The following is a 13,627-nucleotide window of genomic DNA, read 5'->3' as shown; positions in this document are numbered from 1 at the left end:
GATCACAACGTGTCGGGGAACTACACCTAGTAGGGTGGCCCGAACGCTAAGACACCATCGGAAGGCAGTAGCACCATCAGCACCCGCAGAATCTTCGCCAGCACGGCAGCCATTGCAGCCCTCGGCCTGGCGGCGTGCAGCGCCCCTGACAGCGAACCGGCCGCCGAAGTGACGCCAGCGTCCACCACCAGCGCAGAAGGCCCAGAGTCAGCAGGCGGCAGCCCAGAGCAGGGCAGCGACGCGCAGCCAGACGGCGACTCCGAAGGTTCGGAGCACACACACTGGACATATGACGATGACCGCGGCTGGCATGAGGAAGAAATCAAGCCAGCCCCACACGCTGACGCGCTATCGGTTGAACCATGCCCCTACCATGAGGAAGTGAACGAGGTAGACGGCAGCCGTTCTGATCAGTTCGATAAAGCTCTAGAGCTCGGCTGTGAAACGGGGATCCACGGCGAAATCAATTTCACCCAGCCACTTGACCCGGCCGAAAAGGGCACCGGTGTTTACAGCCTGACCAGCCCGGACCATGCCCTCTCGGTAGCAGACATGTGCGACCAGGGATATATCGAAGAAGAAGTATGCGAGTCGGGACAGTTTGCACCATAGTGCGACCGTGACGGCCGAAGGGCACACAAAAACTCTCCGCCCAGCGTCAGTAATCCGACGTTGGACGGGGCATATTCATGTTCAGCCGGCGCCTATTGGCGGGATACTAGGCCCAGTAGCTAGTGCTTAATCCGTGTTTGCGCTGGTCAGACGCCATTCACCGGTTCCGTGTCACAAAACAGCTCACAGAGCCTCCGAAATCGTGGCAAAGTCCGGTCTCCATAGCCTCAAGCGAGCGGGAGGGTTTCTACATCAAGAAGCGCAAACGTGGTCGGCATCAGTAGCCGCCACTGGAGATCCTACTTCCGGCATGTGGGCGGCTCCTGGCACGGAGGCCTTTGGTCCTGAATGGCTTACGTGGCGCCCCAAGCGTGCCATCCTCACCGAACTAAACCTCAAGCCCAGCCTCAGCCTCCCAGGGGTGAACGCGCCACCTTTGGAACTACTAACCGACGTCCAACCAAACCTTCACCCTTGATGCCACGTCGACTTCGATGGGTTGCCAGAGAAGCTAAGGAACTATGTATGAACACCGAGAACACCGCCACACCAGATTCGACCCGCCAGAATGCCGCGGACGGCCACCGCCCCGGCAAACGACCTCCGTTCCCCAGACTCCCGCTGTCACTCTCGGCCACGGGGTTCGCAGTCCTCTTGTCTATGGAGCCCTAGCTGAACTTCTGACAGTAGGTCTCTTAAATAAGCGCCCGGACCTCGCCGCATATCCTGAGGCGGTGGCGGGTTGGGCGACAGCTGAAGCTCAAGCCACGCTCGTTATGCGCCACTTGGAGCAGGTCGGCACCTTCCATCCCGAAACGGGGGAACCGAGGGGTTCAACATTGAACTGGCTCCGAAACTTCGAACGGCTAGCAGCGAAGCATCGCCAGACGCTAGGACTGGACCCACGCAGTGAGGCGGAACTCACCCGTGAGCGCGCCGCCGCGATGACACTTGGGGGTGAAGCTTGAATCCCTCGCTCTGCAGGGCGGGCACGCGCTCAACGCCTCGGAGCCAGAACGACCACCTTACACACCTGGCGCGTCCCCTGGCCACCGCGCTGCGTGACCGCGCCTTAGAGCTTCCCGAGGATCAGGAGACTCGCGCTGAGTACCATCACGACCCGACTTATCGAAACTGCACCGGGGACGGTGAAACTTCAGAATCCAGTTGGCACAAATGATCACATCGTGACCGCAGTCCGCATGATCATCACCGAGCTTATGGCCCGTCCCGAAGTAGACAAAGGGAGCATCACCGTCCCGAATGGCCGCTTGCCAAAACGAAACTACTCCTCTATAGGACCGCGGAGAGTCGGCCAGGGTTTACCGTCACGTCGGGGTTAGGTCCCAAATGCACGTCACTCATCACGTATACAAGGTAGGAGCCGGAGCGCAACATAAGGGCGGGCTTCGCCCTCAAGTACGTACAGGGATAGGATCGCTGCGGGGGTTCGCGTCGCAGGTTCGCGGAGGAAGATGGACCCAGCCCGTTTGAGTGTGAGGAAAAGAATGTCGAGGCTATCGGACCTTCTGCGCACTGCCAAGCAGCTTGACCCGCAGCTCGGTGAGGACCTTGAAGCCGAGATTCGGCCGTTGCAGAGGCGCCTGCAGTTCGGTCTGAATTTCGAGAAACATGCACCTGAGGCAGTTGAGCTGACGGGGCACAAGATCCGCAAAGGCAGCAAGGTACGAGTCCTTCCCCCAAGAGGATCAACTGCGCGCGGAGACCAGCGCATCTGGCGAGTCGATGCTGTCAGCGGAGGGTTCGCCGAGATTTCGACGCCGAACGGCGAGAAGACCGAGACCGCCACTGTCGATCTCGACGACCTGATCCTCGTCGCAGAATTCCGCGACAGGGTCTACCCAGGACTCCGACCGGACGGCACGGTCCAGCGAGGCGGCGAGAAGCCGTTCCACACCGTCATAAACGGCGAGAATTACCACGTGTTGGAGCAACTGACATTTACGCATGAGAATTCCGTGGACGCGATCTACATCGACCCCTCCGTACAACACCGGCGCGCGTGACTGGAAGTACAACAACGACTATGTCGAGGGAGATGACCTCTACCGGCACTCTAAATGGCTAGCATTTATGGAACGCAGGCTGAAGCTCGCTCGGGAACTGCTAAACCCTGATGACTCCGTTCTCATCGTCACGATTGATGAAAAGGAGTACCTGCGACTCGGACTGCTCCTGGAGCAGACGTTCCCCGAGGCAGAGACCCAGATGATCACGAGCGTGATCAAACCGGGCGGAACGTCTCGCACGGACCGATTCTCGCGTGTCGAGGAGTTCGTCTTTGTAACCTTCTTCGGGTCGGCCCGAGTCCAGCGAAACACAGACAACATGCTCTTCGATGCCGCGCAGGATTCATCTCGGAACATCGCAGAATCTGACTTTTGGGAAGGCATGGTCAGGCGTGGGATTGGGGTAATTCGAGCCCAGCGTCCGAAGCAGTTCTACCCCATAATCATTGACCCATCGGTACCCAAAATAGTGGGCCCTGGCGAGGCACTCGCGCTCTCTCAATCCCGAGACTCTTACGTCAGTCCGGAGGGCATGGAAGTGGCTTGGCCGATCAAAGATGACGGTACAGAAGGCTTCTGGCAACTCTCCCCTCAGGGTTTGAATGCCGCTACAAAGCGAGGGACCGTCCGCGTCGCTGGTCGAAACCAAAAGACGGGCCAGTGGCGCGTTCAGTACATGAAGGCAGGCAAGGCTAAGAGGGTCGTAGAGGGCGAGGTAGCCACGCTCGGCAAGGACGCACAAGGCGCGTGGGTGCTAGACCCGACTCAGATGCGCGTCACGACGCTGCCCACACCTCGCTCGGTATGGCACAGAAAGTCCCATGACGCCAGTGCTAACGGTGCGGGTCTCCTCAACGGATTGCTGCCAAAGAGGAAGTTTCCCTTCCCTAAGGCGCTCTACGCAGTCGAGGACGTTTTGCGCTTCTTTGTCAAGGAAAAGCCCAATGCTGTGGTGCTAGATTTCTTCTCTGGCTCGGGCACTACTGCTCACGCAGTCATGCGTTTGAATAAGCAGGATGGCGGGATTCGCCAGTGTATCTCTGTGACGAATAACGAGGTCTCTGCTGAGGAACAGATCCGACTTCGTATGGAGACCTTGCGCCCCGGCGACCCGGAATGGGAGAAACTTGGCATCTGCGAGTACGTTACTAAGCCACGCATACGCGCCGCGATTACGGGAATAACGCCACACGGTGAACCCATAAAGGGTGACTACAAGTTCGTCGATGAGTTCCCGATGTCCGAGGGTTTCGATGAGAACGCAGCGTTCTTTACCCTCACGTATGAATCCCCTTGGCGTGTGAGTACGGGCCGTGCGTTTGCCGCGATCGCTCCGATGCTTTGGCTCCGAGCCGGCGCAGTAGGAAGGCGGATTGACACGATCCACGATGGGTGGGAAGTTGCCGATAGTTACGGCGTCATCAACGATCTGGACAAGGCCTCTGGATTCATCGCAGCACTCAAGGAAGCCGAGAAGATCCGAGTCGCGTACATCGTGACAGACGACGAGGGGCGATACCAGCAGATCGCGAATGAGCTTCCTGGGATTGACACTGTACGCCTCTATGAGGACTATCTCCGCAACTGTGAAAGCACCGTGTGAAGTCTCAGGAGATCGGTGACGGTTCTGTATCAGGACATCGGTGACAGTTCCAAGGGTCGTGGTGGTGACACTTCTCGGGATCAGATGGGTGGATGCCGAAGCCCAATGATCCTGTTGATCCCCGTATTCGCCTATCGATCTTCTGGGTGAAGACCTCATCGGTGACGGCTTCACCAAAGATCCGCGTATATGCGGATTCGAGTACCTCCCACAGCAGCCGTGACCTGGTGCCCTTCAGCACTAGGCTTGAACGGCTCCGGCCCGGCCTTGTGAAGTCTCAGGAGATCGGTGACGGTTCTGTATCAGGACATCGGTGACAGTTCCAAGGGTCGTGGTGGTGACACTTCTCGGGATCAGATGGGTGGATGCCGAAGCCCAATGATCCTGTTGATCCCCGTATTCGCCTATCGATCTCGCAGTGGCCCGATGACGCTCCTCGGGGCTCGGTGTCCAGCTTCTGCGCGGAGCATGGGATCTCTAGGAAGTCGTTCTACAAGATCCTGAACCAGGCTCGGGAGCATGGTGCAGCCGCGGCGCTTCAGCCGCGCTCTCGTCGCCCGAAGTCCAGTCCCACCAAGCTGGATGATCAGCTCAAACACCAGGCGCTGCAGGTCCGGGCGGCCTTGGCGTCCTCGGGGCTGGATCATGGTCCGATCAGTGTGTTCGAGAAGATGCGATCCCTGGGCCTGACCCCGCCGGCGGTGGCCTCGCTGGCCAGGATTTTCCGTCAGGCCGGGGTGGCCGAAGTGCAGCCGCGGAAGCGGCCCCGGGCGGCGTACCGGCGGTTTGTCTACCCGGCGCCGAACTGCTGCTGGCAGCTCGATGCCGCCGAATACGTGCTCACTGGTGGGCGCAAGGCGGTGATCTTCCAGCTCCAGGATGACCACTCCCGACTCGCGGTAGCTTCCCACGTCGCTACCGGCGAAACCGCCGAGGCGGCCCTGGCGGTGGTGCAGAAAGGCATCGATGAGCATGGGGTCCCACAAAAACTGCTCACCGATAACGGTGCAGCATTGAATCCCTCCCGCCGCGGAGCAGTCGGGCAGCTATTCACCTACCTCACCAGCCTCGGCGTGGAGCCGATCACCGGCAAGCCGGGAAAGCCCACCACCCAGGGCAAGAACGAACGGTTCCACCAGACCCTGTTCCGCTTCCTCGACGCCCAGCCGCTGGCAGCCAGCATCGACCAGCTGCAGCAGCAGGTGGATGCCTTCGACCTGATCTACAACACCCAGCGTCCCCACCAAGGGCTACCGGGCCGGATCACTCCCGCCGCGGCCTGGGCCGCCACACCAGTAGTGGACCCGCCACGCCCAGCACCGGCACCAGTAGAACCCCAGGCACCTGCTACCGCTACTGCTGCGGTCGTTGAAAGGCCGGAGTCTCTGCCTCTAGGCCCGGACAGCGGATGGGCCGGCGATGAGATCAGGAAGGTCAACAAAGTCGGACAGGTCCACGTCAAAGGGATCCGCTACCAAATCAGCAACGCCCTTGCCCGCCAGTACGTCCATGTTCTCTGGGACCAGGAGACCATCATCTTCGTCGACAACAACGGCGAGGTCCTCATCGAACACCCCTGGCCGCCAAAGACCACCGGCCACATCAGCAACCGAGGACAACGCAAACCGGCTCCCCGCCGACGCACACCAGGACTGTCACCCATGTCTTGATACATCAACTGTTACCGATGTCCTGATGCAGAAGTGTTACCGCTCTCCTGAGACATCACAGCTCCGGCCCGGCCTGGTGGAATCAGTGCGGCCTTCTTCAGCAAGTTCAAGATCGAAGGTCAGTTGGTTGGCATTGATCTTCTCCCGCCCAGCGGTTTCCAGAGCCGCTAATGCTGCAGGATCATGGGCTGATCCGAGGTGTTCGATCACATGGCGTTGACCATGACGGTAGGACACGATCTGGACTGCGGTGGCCCCTGAAGCTGTCTTCACCCGCCGAATCCGCATCCCACCAGCATAATTCTTAGTGCGGTACGCACTAACCCTCACCCCCGGANTAATTCTTAGTGCGGTACGCACTAACCCTCACCCCCGGAAACACAAGGAAGCACAGGCCCTCGACCTCGAAAATCAGAGACCATGAGCCAAGTCAGGTCAGCTCAGAGAATCCAGACCAGAATGATGATGATCGCAATGATGGTCAAAAGACCGCCACCGATGTAAATTCCGCCACCGCGCATTTGAATACTCCTTCTTTCTTTGGGTGCTATGTGAAAGCTATTGACGTCATCTCGCTAGGCTGCTGCACGCGTGATTCCGCGCAGCACAAACAGCGCGAGCACCACAATGATGATCGAGAGGATCACGCTGCCGACGATGCTGATGATCTCCGTCAGGAGCCACCACGCCAGCCACAGGAACACGATTGTGAGCAGAATCGTAATAGCAATTGAGAGTGCGTTTCTAGCCATAGCTCCACACTACGAGGGCGGCGCTGGACGTTTGCTGTATAGACGCACGATACGCAGTGTGAATCCACTAAAAAAGCGGCGGAAAGTGTCGAGATCTCCACTTTCCGCCGCTTTAATCAGCTTTTATTGGGTGGTGAGTCATGACGCCGCGGACGGCGCGGCATCCTAGTCCTCGGCCTCTGCCAGGGCCTCGACGTCGTCGAGGGTGGCGTGCGGGGTGTTCTCCGGAATTTCTCCGTTCAGCCGCAGCCCGGTCTCCACGTCGAACAGGTGGACATGGTCAGGATGGGGGTGGATGTAGACCGTCTCGCCCTTGGCGGGAGGTCGGCGGCCGCCCACGCGCACAATAAGCGGCTGGAAAGTGTGCACGTCCTGCGGTGTTCCGTAGATGAAGGCATCGGCGCCGAGTTCCTCAAGCACGTCGACCACCATCTTGATGCCGCTGGCATCGCTGGAGACTTCCATGTCCTCAGGGCGTATTCCGAGAATGACTTCGGACTTGCTGTGCAGGTCCACCCCTGGCACGGTGAGGCGCTCGTTGCCCAGCAGCACCTGACCGTCCTCCACCTTGACCTTGAACAGGCTCATCGCCGGTGAGCCGATGAACCCGGCCACGAAGACGTTGGCCGGAGAGTCGTAGAGGTTGCGGGGACTGTCCACCTGCTGCAGGACCCCGTCCTTCAGCACGCAGACACGGTCTCCCATGGTCATGGCCTCCACTTGATCGTGGGTGACGTAGACCGTGGTGGTCTTCAGCTCCCGGGTCAGGGCCGCGATCTGGGTTCGGGTCTGGACCCGCAGCTTCGCGTCCAGGTTGGACAGCGGCTCATCCATGAGGAAGACCTTGGGGCTGCGGACAATCGCCCGGCCCATGGCCACCCGCTGCCGTTGCCCGCCCGAGAGCGCCTTCGGCTTCCGATCCAGGTATGCCTCCAGATCCAGGATCTTCGCGGCCTCCCGTACGCGTTTTGCGCGCTCGTCTTTGGAGACTCCGGCGATCTTGAGGGCGAAACCCATATTCTCTGCCACTGACATGTGGGGGTACAGTGCATAGTTTTGGAAAACCATGGCAATATCCCTGTCCTTGGGGGAGACGTGGGAGACGTCCTCGCCGCCAATGAGGATGCGGCCCTCATTGACTTCTTCCAGTCCCGCCAGCATTCGCAGTGCGGTGGACTTGCCGCAGCCGGAGGGCCCCACCAGGACCAGAAATTCCCCGTCGGCCACCTCCAAGTTCAATTGGTTGATGGCTGGCCGCGCCCCTGGCGTATAGATGCGGCTGGATTGGTCATAGGTCACTGAGGCCATAGTGGGTCCCTTTCACGGGCAGGTACGTGCCCGACGATCCGTAGTGAAGGTGTGCTGCCCGGCAAGCCGAAAGTGTGTTGCGTCTCACACGGGCAACAAGATCACACCACACTTTGACCCCTAAGTCCATCCGTGAGGAGTCCATCTGTGAAGCCGAACGCCCACCGTGTCCCCAGATGTTCTAAGGGCCGGCCCCAAGAATCAGCGAAGCCCCCTGCTGTTCAGTGCAGGGGGCTTCGGCAGGGGTGTGCGGCTGGGGTCTAGTGCCCGTCGCCGTCGGCGTCGTAGTGGGCGGCCCCTCCGCCCCAGGTATCAGGGCCGTGCTCAAGGTGGTCAAGCACGGTGGCGTCAAAGCCGTCGGGCAGGAGGTCGCGGTACTCCTCCAAGGTCCCGTCCACCACAGTGGCGTTGAAGGTCTCCTCGGTGCCGTCGACTGCGACAGTCACTTCCTGAAGGGAGCCGGGGCCGGTGTCGATCGCCGAGACAATGAACTCCTCGTCATGCTCGAGGTTGACCGCCTCCCCCGGCTCCAGAGTCAGGTCAAAGCTGTCTCCGGCGACCTCAAGGGAGACCTCCGCGGGCCCCGCAGCGGCGGAGTTGGTGTGGGAAGCAAGGCCCAGCAGCCGCGCAGCGCCGCCTTCCTCGCCTGCGACCAGCACCATATGGCGCAGGGCTACATCCTCAGCATCGAACATGGTTCCGTCCGAGCCGGAGTACACATGGGTGGTCGCCTGATAGTTGATGGCTGAACAGCCAGTGGCGCCGAGAGCGCCGACCAGCACAGCTGCCGCAGCTGCACGACGGGCCGGGGAGGTGTACTTCACCGCGGGAACTCCTTCAGACGATGGTGCGCGAACCGATGGAGACCAGACTACTCGATCGCGTCGCAGTTCTACTTTGTGTAGAAGAAATATTGCGCGGCGAACTCTAATACTCCCGGCAGAACAGGCCATCACGACACGCCGGTGACCCCCTGGCGTGATAAACTTGTCGACGGGAAAGGGGAATAATTACATGAATTTTGAAGTCGGCGAGACTGTCGTTTACCCGCACCACGGTGCAGCCACCATTGAAGAGGTGGAGATGCGAACTTTCAAGGGCGAGGAAAAGACGTACCTCACTCTGCGGGTCTCCGAAGGGGATCTGACCATCAAAGTCCCTGCTGACAACGTCGACCTGGTGGGCGTTCGTGACGTAGTGGATGAAGAGGGACTGCAGAAGGTGTTCGGCCTGCTGAGGGCGGAGCACACTGAGGAGCCGACCAACTGGTCACGCCGGTACAAGGCCAATGTGGAGAAGCTGGCCTCCGGCTCTATTCATAAGCTCGCCGAGGTCGTGCGTGATCTCTGGCGGCGGGAAAACGATCGAGGCCTCTCAGCCGGCGAGAAGCGCATGCTCTCCCAGGCCCGCCGCATCCTGGTTTCGGAGCTGCGTCTGGCTAAGGACCTTGAGGAGCAGGACGCAGAGAACATGCTCGACGACGTCCTCCGGGACGCTGCACCTGCCCCTGCCTGATCGACGCCGCTGAGCAACGAGAATTCCATAAATGACACAACGCCCGGATGACGCCGTGCCCTCTGGCACGGGACGTCGCCGGGCGTTGATCATTGTGGCGGCGGGCTCGGGGACGCGCCTGGGCATGGGCACACCCAAAGCGGCGGTCACCCTGACAGGCAGAACAGTGCTCGAGCATGCCTTGGACGCTGTCACCGCGACGCTGCAGCTGGACGTACTAGTGCTCGTGCTCCCCGGCGATGCTCAGGTGCAGCACCAGCTGGCTGCAGCCGGCGCACGCGCCGCTCAGCGCTGCGGAGTCGATATCCGCACGGTGTCCGGCGGGGAAACGCGCACCGAGTCGGTCAGTGCCGGGGTCCGCGCGGTGCAGCAGTACGCCCAGCAGCAGTCCTGGACCGGTGCGGTGCACGTCCTGATCCATGATGCTGCCCGAGCGCTGACACCGCCAGAGGTCTTTCACCGCGTGCTTACGGCACTGGATTCGGGCGCACAGAGCGTGGTCCCGGTGGTGCCGCTGGCGGACACGATCAAGCGTGTCGGCCCCTCGGCGCATGTCCGGCAGACCGTGCCGCGGGAAGACCTCAAGGCAGCACAGACCCCTCAGGGTTTTGCGCTGGAGCTGCTGGAGCGGGCCTACTCCCGGTCAGCGCAGCTGACGCCTGAAGAGTCTGCCGCGCTGACCGACGAGGCCGTGATTGTGGAGAACCTGGGAGAGCAGGTGGCGGTGGTGGGCGGTCATCCCCATGCCCTGAAGATCACCACCAGCACCGATCTCGTCATTGCTCGCGCGCTGCTGGCCGAAAACGGCACCGATCATGGTGCGGCGCCTGAACAGGCTGCCGGTGCAGGGTCTGAGGTCCACGCTGTGCCTGTCCCGAGAGTAGGCATCGGGCACGATATTCATGCCTTCGCCGCCGCAGAGGAAGCCACCGAACTGTGGCTGGCTGGACTCCACTGGCCGGGAGAACGGGGACTGGCCGGCCATTCCGACGCCGATCCGGTGGCCCACGCCGCCTGCGCGGCATTGTTCTCCGCAGCCGGGATGGGCGACCTCGGAACACACTTCGGCGCCGACACCCTCGGTACCAGCCGAGCCGAGTACCGGGGAGCCAGCGGCACCGCACTGCTGGCCGAGGCTGCGCGAATCGTGAGAAGTGCTGGCTACCAGATCGGCAGCGTCTCAGTTCAGTTCATCGCAGCCCGACCCAAGTTCGCCGCCCGGCGGGAGGAGGCCCAGCAGGTGCTCAGCCGTGCCGCCGGTGCACCCGTGGCGGTCTCGGCCACGACATCCGACGGACTCGGCTTCCCCGGTCGCGGTGAAGGAATCATGGCGACAGCCACCGCCGTGCTGTACTGACTACAGCGGATTTCTGCCCCTGAGCCGGTAAGGTATGGCCCGTGACCCTGAGACTCTACGACACCAGAACCGCGCAGGTGCGCGACTTCCAGCCCCTGGAACCAGGGAAGGTGTCCCTCTACTACTGCGGTGCCACGGTCCAGGGGAACCCTCATGTCGGTCATGTCCGGTCAGCGGTGGCGTTCGACATTCTCATTCGGTGGTTGGAGGCGTCTGGGTACGACGTCTTAAGCGTGCGGAACGTCACCGACATCGATGACAAGATTCTTGAAAAATCCTCCGCCTCCTTTGCCGAAGACTTCCAGCCCAGTCCCGACTATCCGGCGCAGGAGCCGTGGTTCGCGCTGGCCTATCGGTTCGAGCAGGCCTTTCACCAGGCTTACGATGCGCTGGGGGTCCTCCGGCCTCGCTACGAACCTCGGGCCACGGGACACATCACGGAGATGCACGCGCTGATCCAGCGGCTAGTCGATTCCGGACATGCCTATCCGGCCACGGACGGCTCCGGCGATGTCTATTTCGACGTCCGGTCCTGGGCAGCCTACGGTGAGCTGACCCGGCAGAACCTCGAGCAGATGCAGGATGCCCCTGATGCCGATCCGCGCGGGAAGCGCGACCCGCGCGACTTCGCGCTGTGGAAGGGACACAAGTCCGGGGAGCCGGAAACCGCAGCCTGGGACTCCCCCTGGGGCCCAGGCCGCCCGGGGTGGCATCTGGAGTGCTCGGCTATGGCCACCAAGTACCTCGGGGAAGACTTCGACATCCACGGCGGGGGTCTGGACCTGCGCTTTCCCCACCACGAGAACGAGCTCGCACAGTCTGCCGCCGCCGGTCACGGGTTCGCCCAGTTCTGGCTGCACAACGGCATGGTCACCTTCGAAGGCGAGAAGATGTCGAAGTCGTTGGGCAACACCATCTCCCCGGAGGAGATGCTCGCCGAAGCGCGGCCCAAAGCCGTCCGCTACTTCTTGGGCCAGGCGCACTACCGGTCCCAGCTGGTGTACAAACCCGGGTCCCTCCAGGAAGCTGAAGCAGCTCTGGAGCGTATTGAGCAGTTCATTGCCCGCGCCCATCCTGATTCGACAGTGGACTCACGTCAGGGGGTCCCTCCAGCGTTTCAGCAGGCCATGGATGATGACCTGAATGTGCCTGCGGCGCTGGCGGTCCTGCATGAAACGGTGCGCGCGGGCAATACCGCGTTGGACAATGAGGACGACGACGCCGCCCAGGCGCTGGGGAGCCAAGCAGCTGAGATGCTCCGGATACTGGGTATCAGCGAGGTGCCTGAACCCCAGACGGCAGGAGGACCCGGTGATGCCGCGCTCGGTCAGTTGGTCGAGAAGATGCTCAGCAGCCGTGCCGAGGCGAAGGCCGCCAAGGACTTCGCTCGGGCCGACGCCATCAGAGATCAGCTGGCTTCCGCAGGAGTGCATATCGAGGACACCCCGCAGGGTACGCAGTGGTCCGTCAAGAGTGGAGGGTGACCATGCCAAGAGATTCCCGACCCAAAACCTCCGCAGTGCGGAAAGAGCGCAAAGGTCCTACCAAGGGCACAGGCGGCCAGGGCAAGCGGCGCCTCCAGGGCAAAGGCCCGACCCCCAAGGCTGAGGATCGCGTGTACCACAAGGCTCACCGGCAGAAGCAGCTGGCCGACAGAGCCGCCGCCAAGCGCCCCTCCAATCGAGCACGCACCTCCGGCTCCGGATACGGCGCCGATGACGTGGTCGCCGGCAGGAACTCTGTGGTGGAAGCATTGGCCGAACACGTACCGGCCAAACAGCTGCTCATTGCTCGTGATATCGATACAGACGGACGTGTCAGAGAATCCCTCCAGCACTGCGCGACCCAGGGTATCAGCGTCAAGGAGGTCACCCGGCGTCAGCTCGACACCGCGACGGGAGAGGCCGTTCATCAGGGAATCGCGCTGGTGCTCGAACCCTACAACTACGCCGACGCCACCGACCTCACCGAGGTCCTCATCGAGGCTTCCGCCAAGGGGCACATCGGGCACCCACCTTTGCTGGTGGCGTGTGACTCCATTACCGATCCGCGCAACTTGGGCGCCATACTGCGCGCCTCGGCTGCCTTCGGTGCTGACGGCGTCGTCATCCCAGAACGGCGCAGCGCAGGGGTCACGGCCACCGTGTGGAAGACCTCTGCCGGGGCCGCAGCCCGCATCCCGGTGGCCAAGGCGAAGAATCTGACCCAGACGCTCAAGGAGGCTCAGCAGCAGGGCTACTTTGTGGCTGGGCTCGACGGCGAGGGCGAGATGAACCTGCCGAATCTCAACCTTGCGGACCAACCGCTGCTGCTGGTTGTCGGCTCGGAGGGCCGTGGGCTGTCTCGGCTGGTGCGCGAGACCTGCGACGCCATCGTCTCGATTCCCATTGCCGCCACCACCGAATCCCTCAATGCCTCTATGGCGGTCGGCATCAGCCTCTATGAAGTTTCCACTCTCCGGCAGGGGGTCCGGCAGCAGTGAACGATCATCCCCGCATCCGGGGGGAGGAGCAGCCCGGCTTCCTGGACATTCTTGGCAACTGGTTGGCGAACCAATCGTGGTTTCCCACGCCGCCCAGAGGCCGAGCCGCCCTGACACGAGTCGGTGGTCTGCGGCTGCCCACTCCCGAAGGTGATGCCGACTCGCAGCTGGTATTGGAGCTGCACCTCTTTGAGGTTGCTCGGACTGAGGGCACCCGGGAGCCTGCTGCGCACGTCTCCGTGCCTATCGCGCTGCGCTCGAGACCCTCCGCTCTGGCAGGCAAGGCTGCCTTTATCGG

General features: G+C 61.7%; 12 protein-coding genes and 1 pseudogene. 9 read left to right on the top strand and 4 right to left on the bottom strand.

The features are described 5' to 3' along the window. Positions 1–381 precede the first annotated feature (381 nt). From FEF27_RS12535 to FEF27_RS12525, 4 genes are all read left to right on the top strand, one after another. The gene (locus FEF27_RS12535; protein WP_138171222.1) at positions 382–612 is read left to right on the top strand and encodes a hypothetical protein; all 231 of its coding nucleotides are present in this window, start codon (positions 382–384) and stop codon (positions 610–612) included. A 1,508-nt stretch (positions 613–2,120) separates the two neighbouring features. Next, positions 2,121–2,639, top strand: coding sequence for a restriction endonuclease subunit M (locus FEF27_RS13700; protein ID WP_243729239.1), 519 nt, complete (start codon positions 2,121–2,123; stop codon positions 2,637–2,639). Continuing rightward, on the top strand, positions 2,581–4,245 hold the full coding sequence (locus FEF27_RS12530; protein WP_243729238.1) for a DNA methyltransferase: 1,665 nt from the start codon (positions 2,581–2,583) through the stop codon (positions 4,243–4,245). The genes FEF27_RS13700 and FEF27_RS12530 overlap by 59 nt, the downstream gene beginning before the upstream one ends. A 365-nt stretch (positions 4,246–4,610) precedes the next feature. After that, on the top strand, positions 4,611–5,915 hold the full coding sequence (locus FEF27_RS12525; RefSeq protein ID WP_138171221.1) for an integrase core domain-containing protein: 1,305 nt from the start codon (positions 4,611–4,613) through the stop codon (positions 5,913–5,915). Between the two features lie 99 nt (positions 5,916–6,014). On the opposite strand, the pseudogene FEF27_RS12520 reads toward FEF27_RS12525, so the two are convergent. The 4 genes and pseudogenes from FEF27_RS12520 to FEF27_RS12510 form a co-directional block, all read right to left on the bottom strand. Next, a pseudogene (locus FEF27_RS12520) lies at positions 6,015–6,203 on the bottom strand (IS1634 family transposase); the annotation flags it as partial. A gap of 287 nt (positions 6,204–6,490) precedes the next feature. Beyond that, positions 6,491–6,667, bottom strand: a complete 177-nt coding sequence (locus FEF27_RS13410; RefSeq protein WP_166430023.1) for a hypothetical protein — start codon at positions 6,665–6,667, stop codon at positions 6,491–6,493. Positions 6,668–6,832: 165 nt separating this feature from the next. Next, positions 6,833–7,975 carry an ABC transporter ATP-binding protein gene (locus FEF27_RS12515; protein ID WP_138171219.1) on the bottom strand — a complete coding sequence of 381 codons (1,143 nt, stop codon included), beginning with the start codon at positions 7,973–7,975 and terminating at the stop codon, positions 6,833–6,835. Between the two features lie 260 nt (positions 7,976–8,235). After that, positions 8,236–8,799, bottom strand: a complete 564-nt coding sequence (locus FEF27_RS12510; protein ID WP_138171218.1) for a hypothetical protein — start codon at positions 8,797–8,799, stop codon at positions 8,236–8,238. A 190-nt stretch (positions 8,800–8,989) separates the two neighbouring features. Between FEF27_RS12510 and FEF27_RS12505 the strand changes: the two genes are divergently transcribed. The 5 genes from FEF27_RS12505 to FEF27_RS13405 all read left to right on the top strand — a co-directional run. Continuing rightward, positions 8,990–9,490, top strand: a complete 501-nt coding sequence (locus FEF27_RS12505; RefSeq protein ID WP_138171217.1) for a CarD family transcriptional regulator — start codon at positions 8,990–8,992, stop codon at positions 9,488–9,490. 31 nt (positions 9,491–9,521) lie between these two features. Beyond that, entirely contained in the window at positions 9,522–10,847 is a 1,326-nt protein-coding gene (gene ispD / locus FEF27_RS12500; protein ID WP_138171216.1) for a 2-C-methyl-D-erythritol 4-phosphate cytidylyltransferase, read from the top strand. A 41-nt stretch (positions 10,848–10,888) separates the two neighbouring features. Beyond that, positions 10,889–12,331, top strand: coding sequence for a cysteine--tRNA ligase (gene cysS, locus FEF27_RS12495; RefSeq protein ID WP_138171215.1), 1,443 nt, complete (start codon positions 10,889–10,891; stop codon positions 12,329–12,331). A gap of 2 nt (positions 12,332–12,333) precedes the next feature. After that, on the top strand, positions 12,334–13,329 hold the full coding sequence (gene rlmB, locus FEF27_RS12490) for a 23S rRNA (guanosine(2251)-2'-O)-methyltransferase RlmB (RefSeq protein ID WP_138171214.1): 996 nt from the start codon (positions 12,334–12,336) through the stop codon (positions 13,327–13,329). Beyond that, a partial coding sequence (locus FEF27_RS13405) for a maltokinase N-terminal cap-like domain-containing protein (RefSeq protein ID WP_166430022.1) occupies positions 13,326–13,627 on the top strand: 302 nt, incomplete at its 3' end. The genes rlmB and FEF27_RS13405, both read left to right, overlap by 4 nt.

This window comes from Nesterenkonia sphaerica (assembly GCF_005771565.1).
In the GTDB taxonomy this organism is placed as follows: Bacteria; Actinomycetota; Actinomycetes; order Actinomycetales; family Micrococcaceae; genus Nesterenkonia; species Nesterenkonia sphaerica.
The sequence above is the reverse complement of the archived record's forward strand: the minus strand, read 5'-3'. Positions and strand labels throughout refer to the sequence as shown.

Coding starts and splice junctions, on each gene's coding strand:
- FEF27_RS13700 (WP_243729239.1), top strand. CDS start 2,121: ATGTCGAGGCTATCGGACCTTCTGCGCACTGCCAAGCAGCTTGACCCG.
- FEF27_RS12530 (WP_243729238.1), top strand. CDS start 2,581: ATGAGAATTCCGTGGACGCGATCTACATCGACCCCTCCGTACAACACC.
- FEF27_RS12525 (WP_138171221.1), top strand. CDS start 4,611: ATGCCGAAGCCCAATGATCCTGTTGATCCCCGTATTCGCCTATCGATC.
- FEF27_RS13410 (WP_166430023.1), bottom strand. CDS start 6,667: ATGGCTAGAAACGCACTCTCAATTGCTATTACGATTCTGCTCACAATC.
- FEF27_RS12515 (WP_138171219.1), bottom strand. CDS start 7,975: ATGGCCTCAGTGACCTATGACCAATCCAGCCGCATCTATACGCCAGGG.
- FEF27_RS12505 (WP_138171217.1), top strand. CDS start 8,990: ATGAATTTTGAAGTCGGCGAGACTGTCGTTTACCCGCACCACGGTGCA.
- ispD (WP_138171216.1), top strand. CDS start 9,522: ATGACACAACGCCCGGATGACGCCGTGCCCTCTGGCACGGGACGTCGC.
- rlmB (WP_138171214.1), top strand. CDS start 12,334: ATGCCAAGAGATTCCCGACCCAAAACCTCCGCAGTGCGGAAAGAGCGC.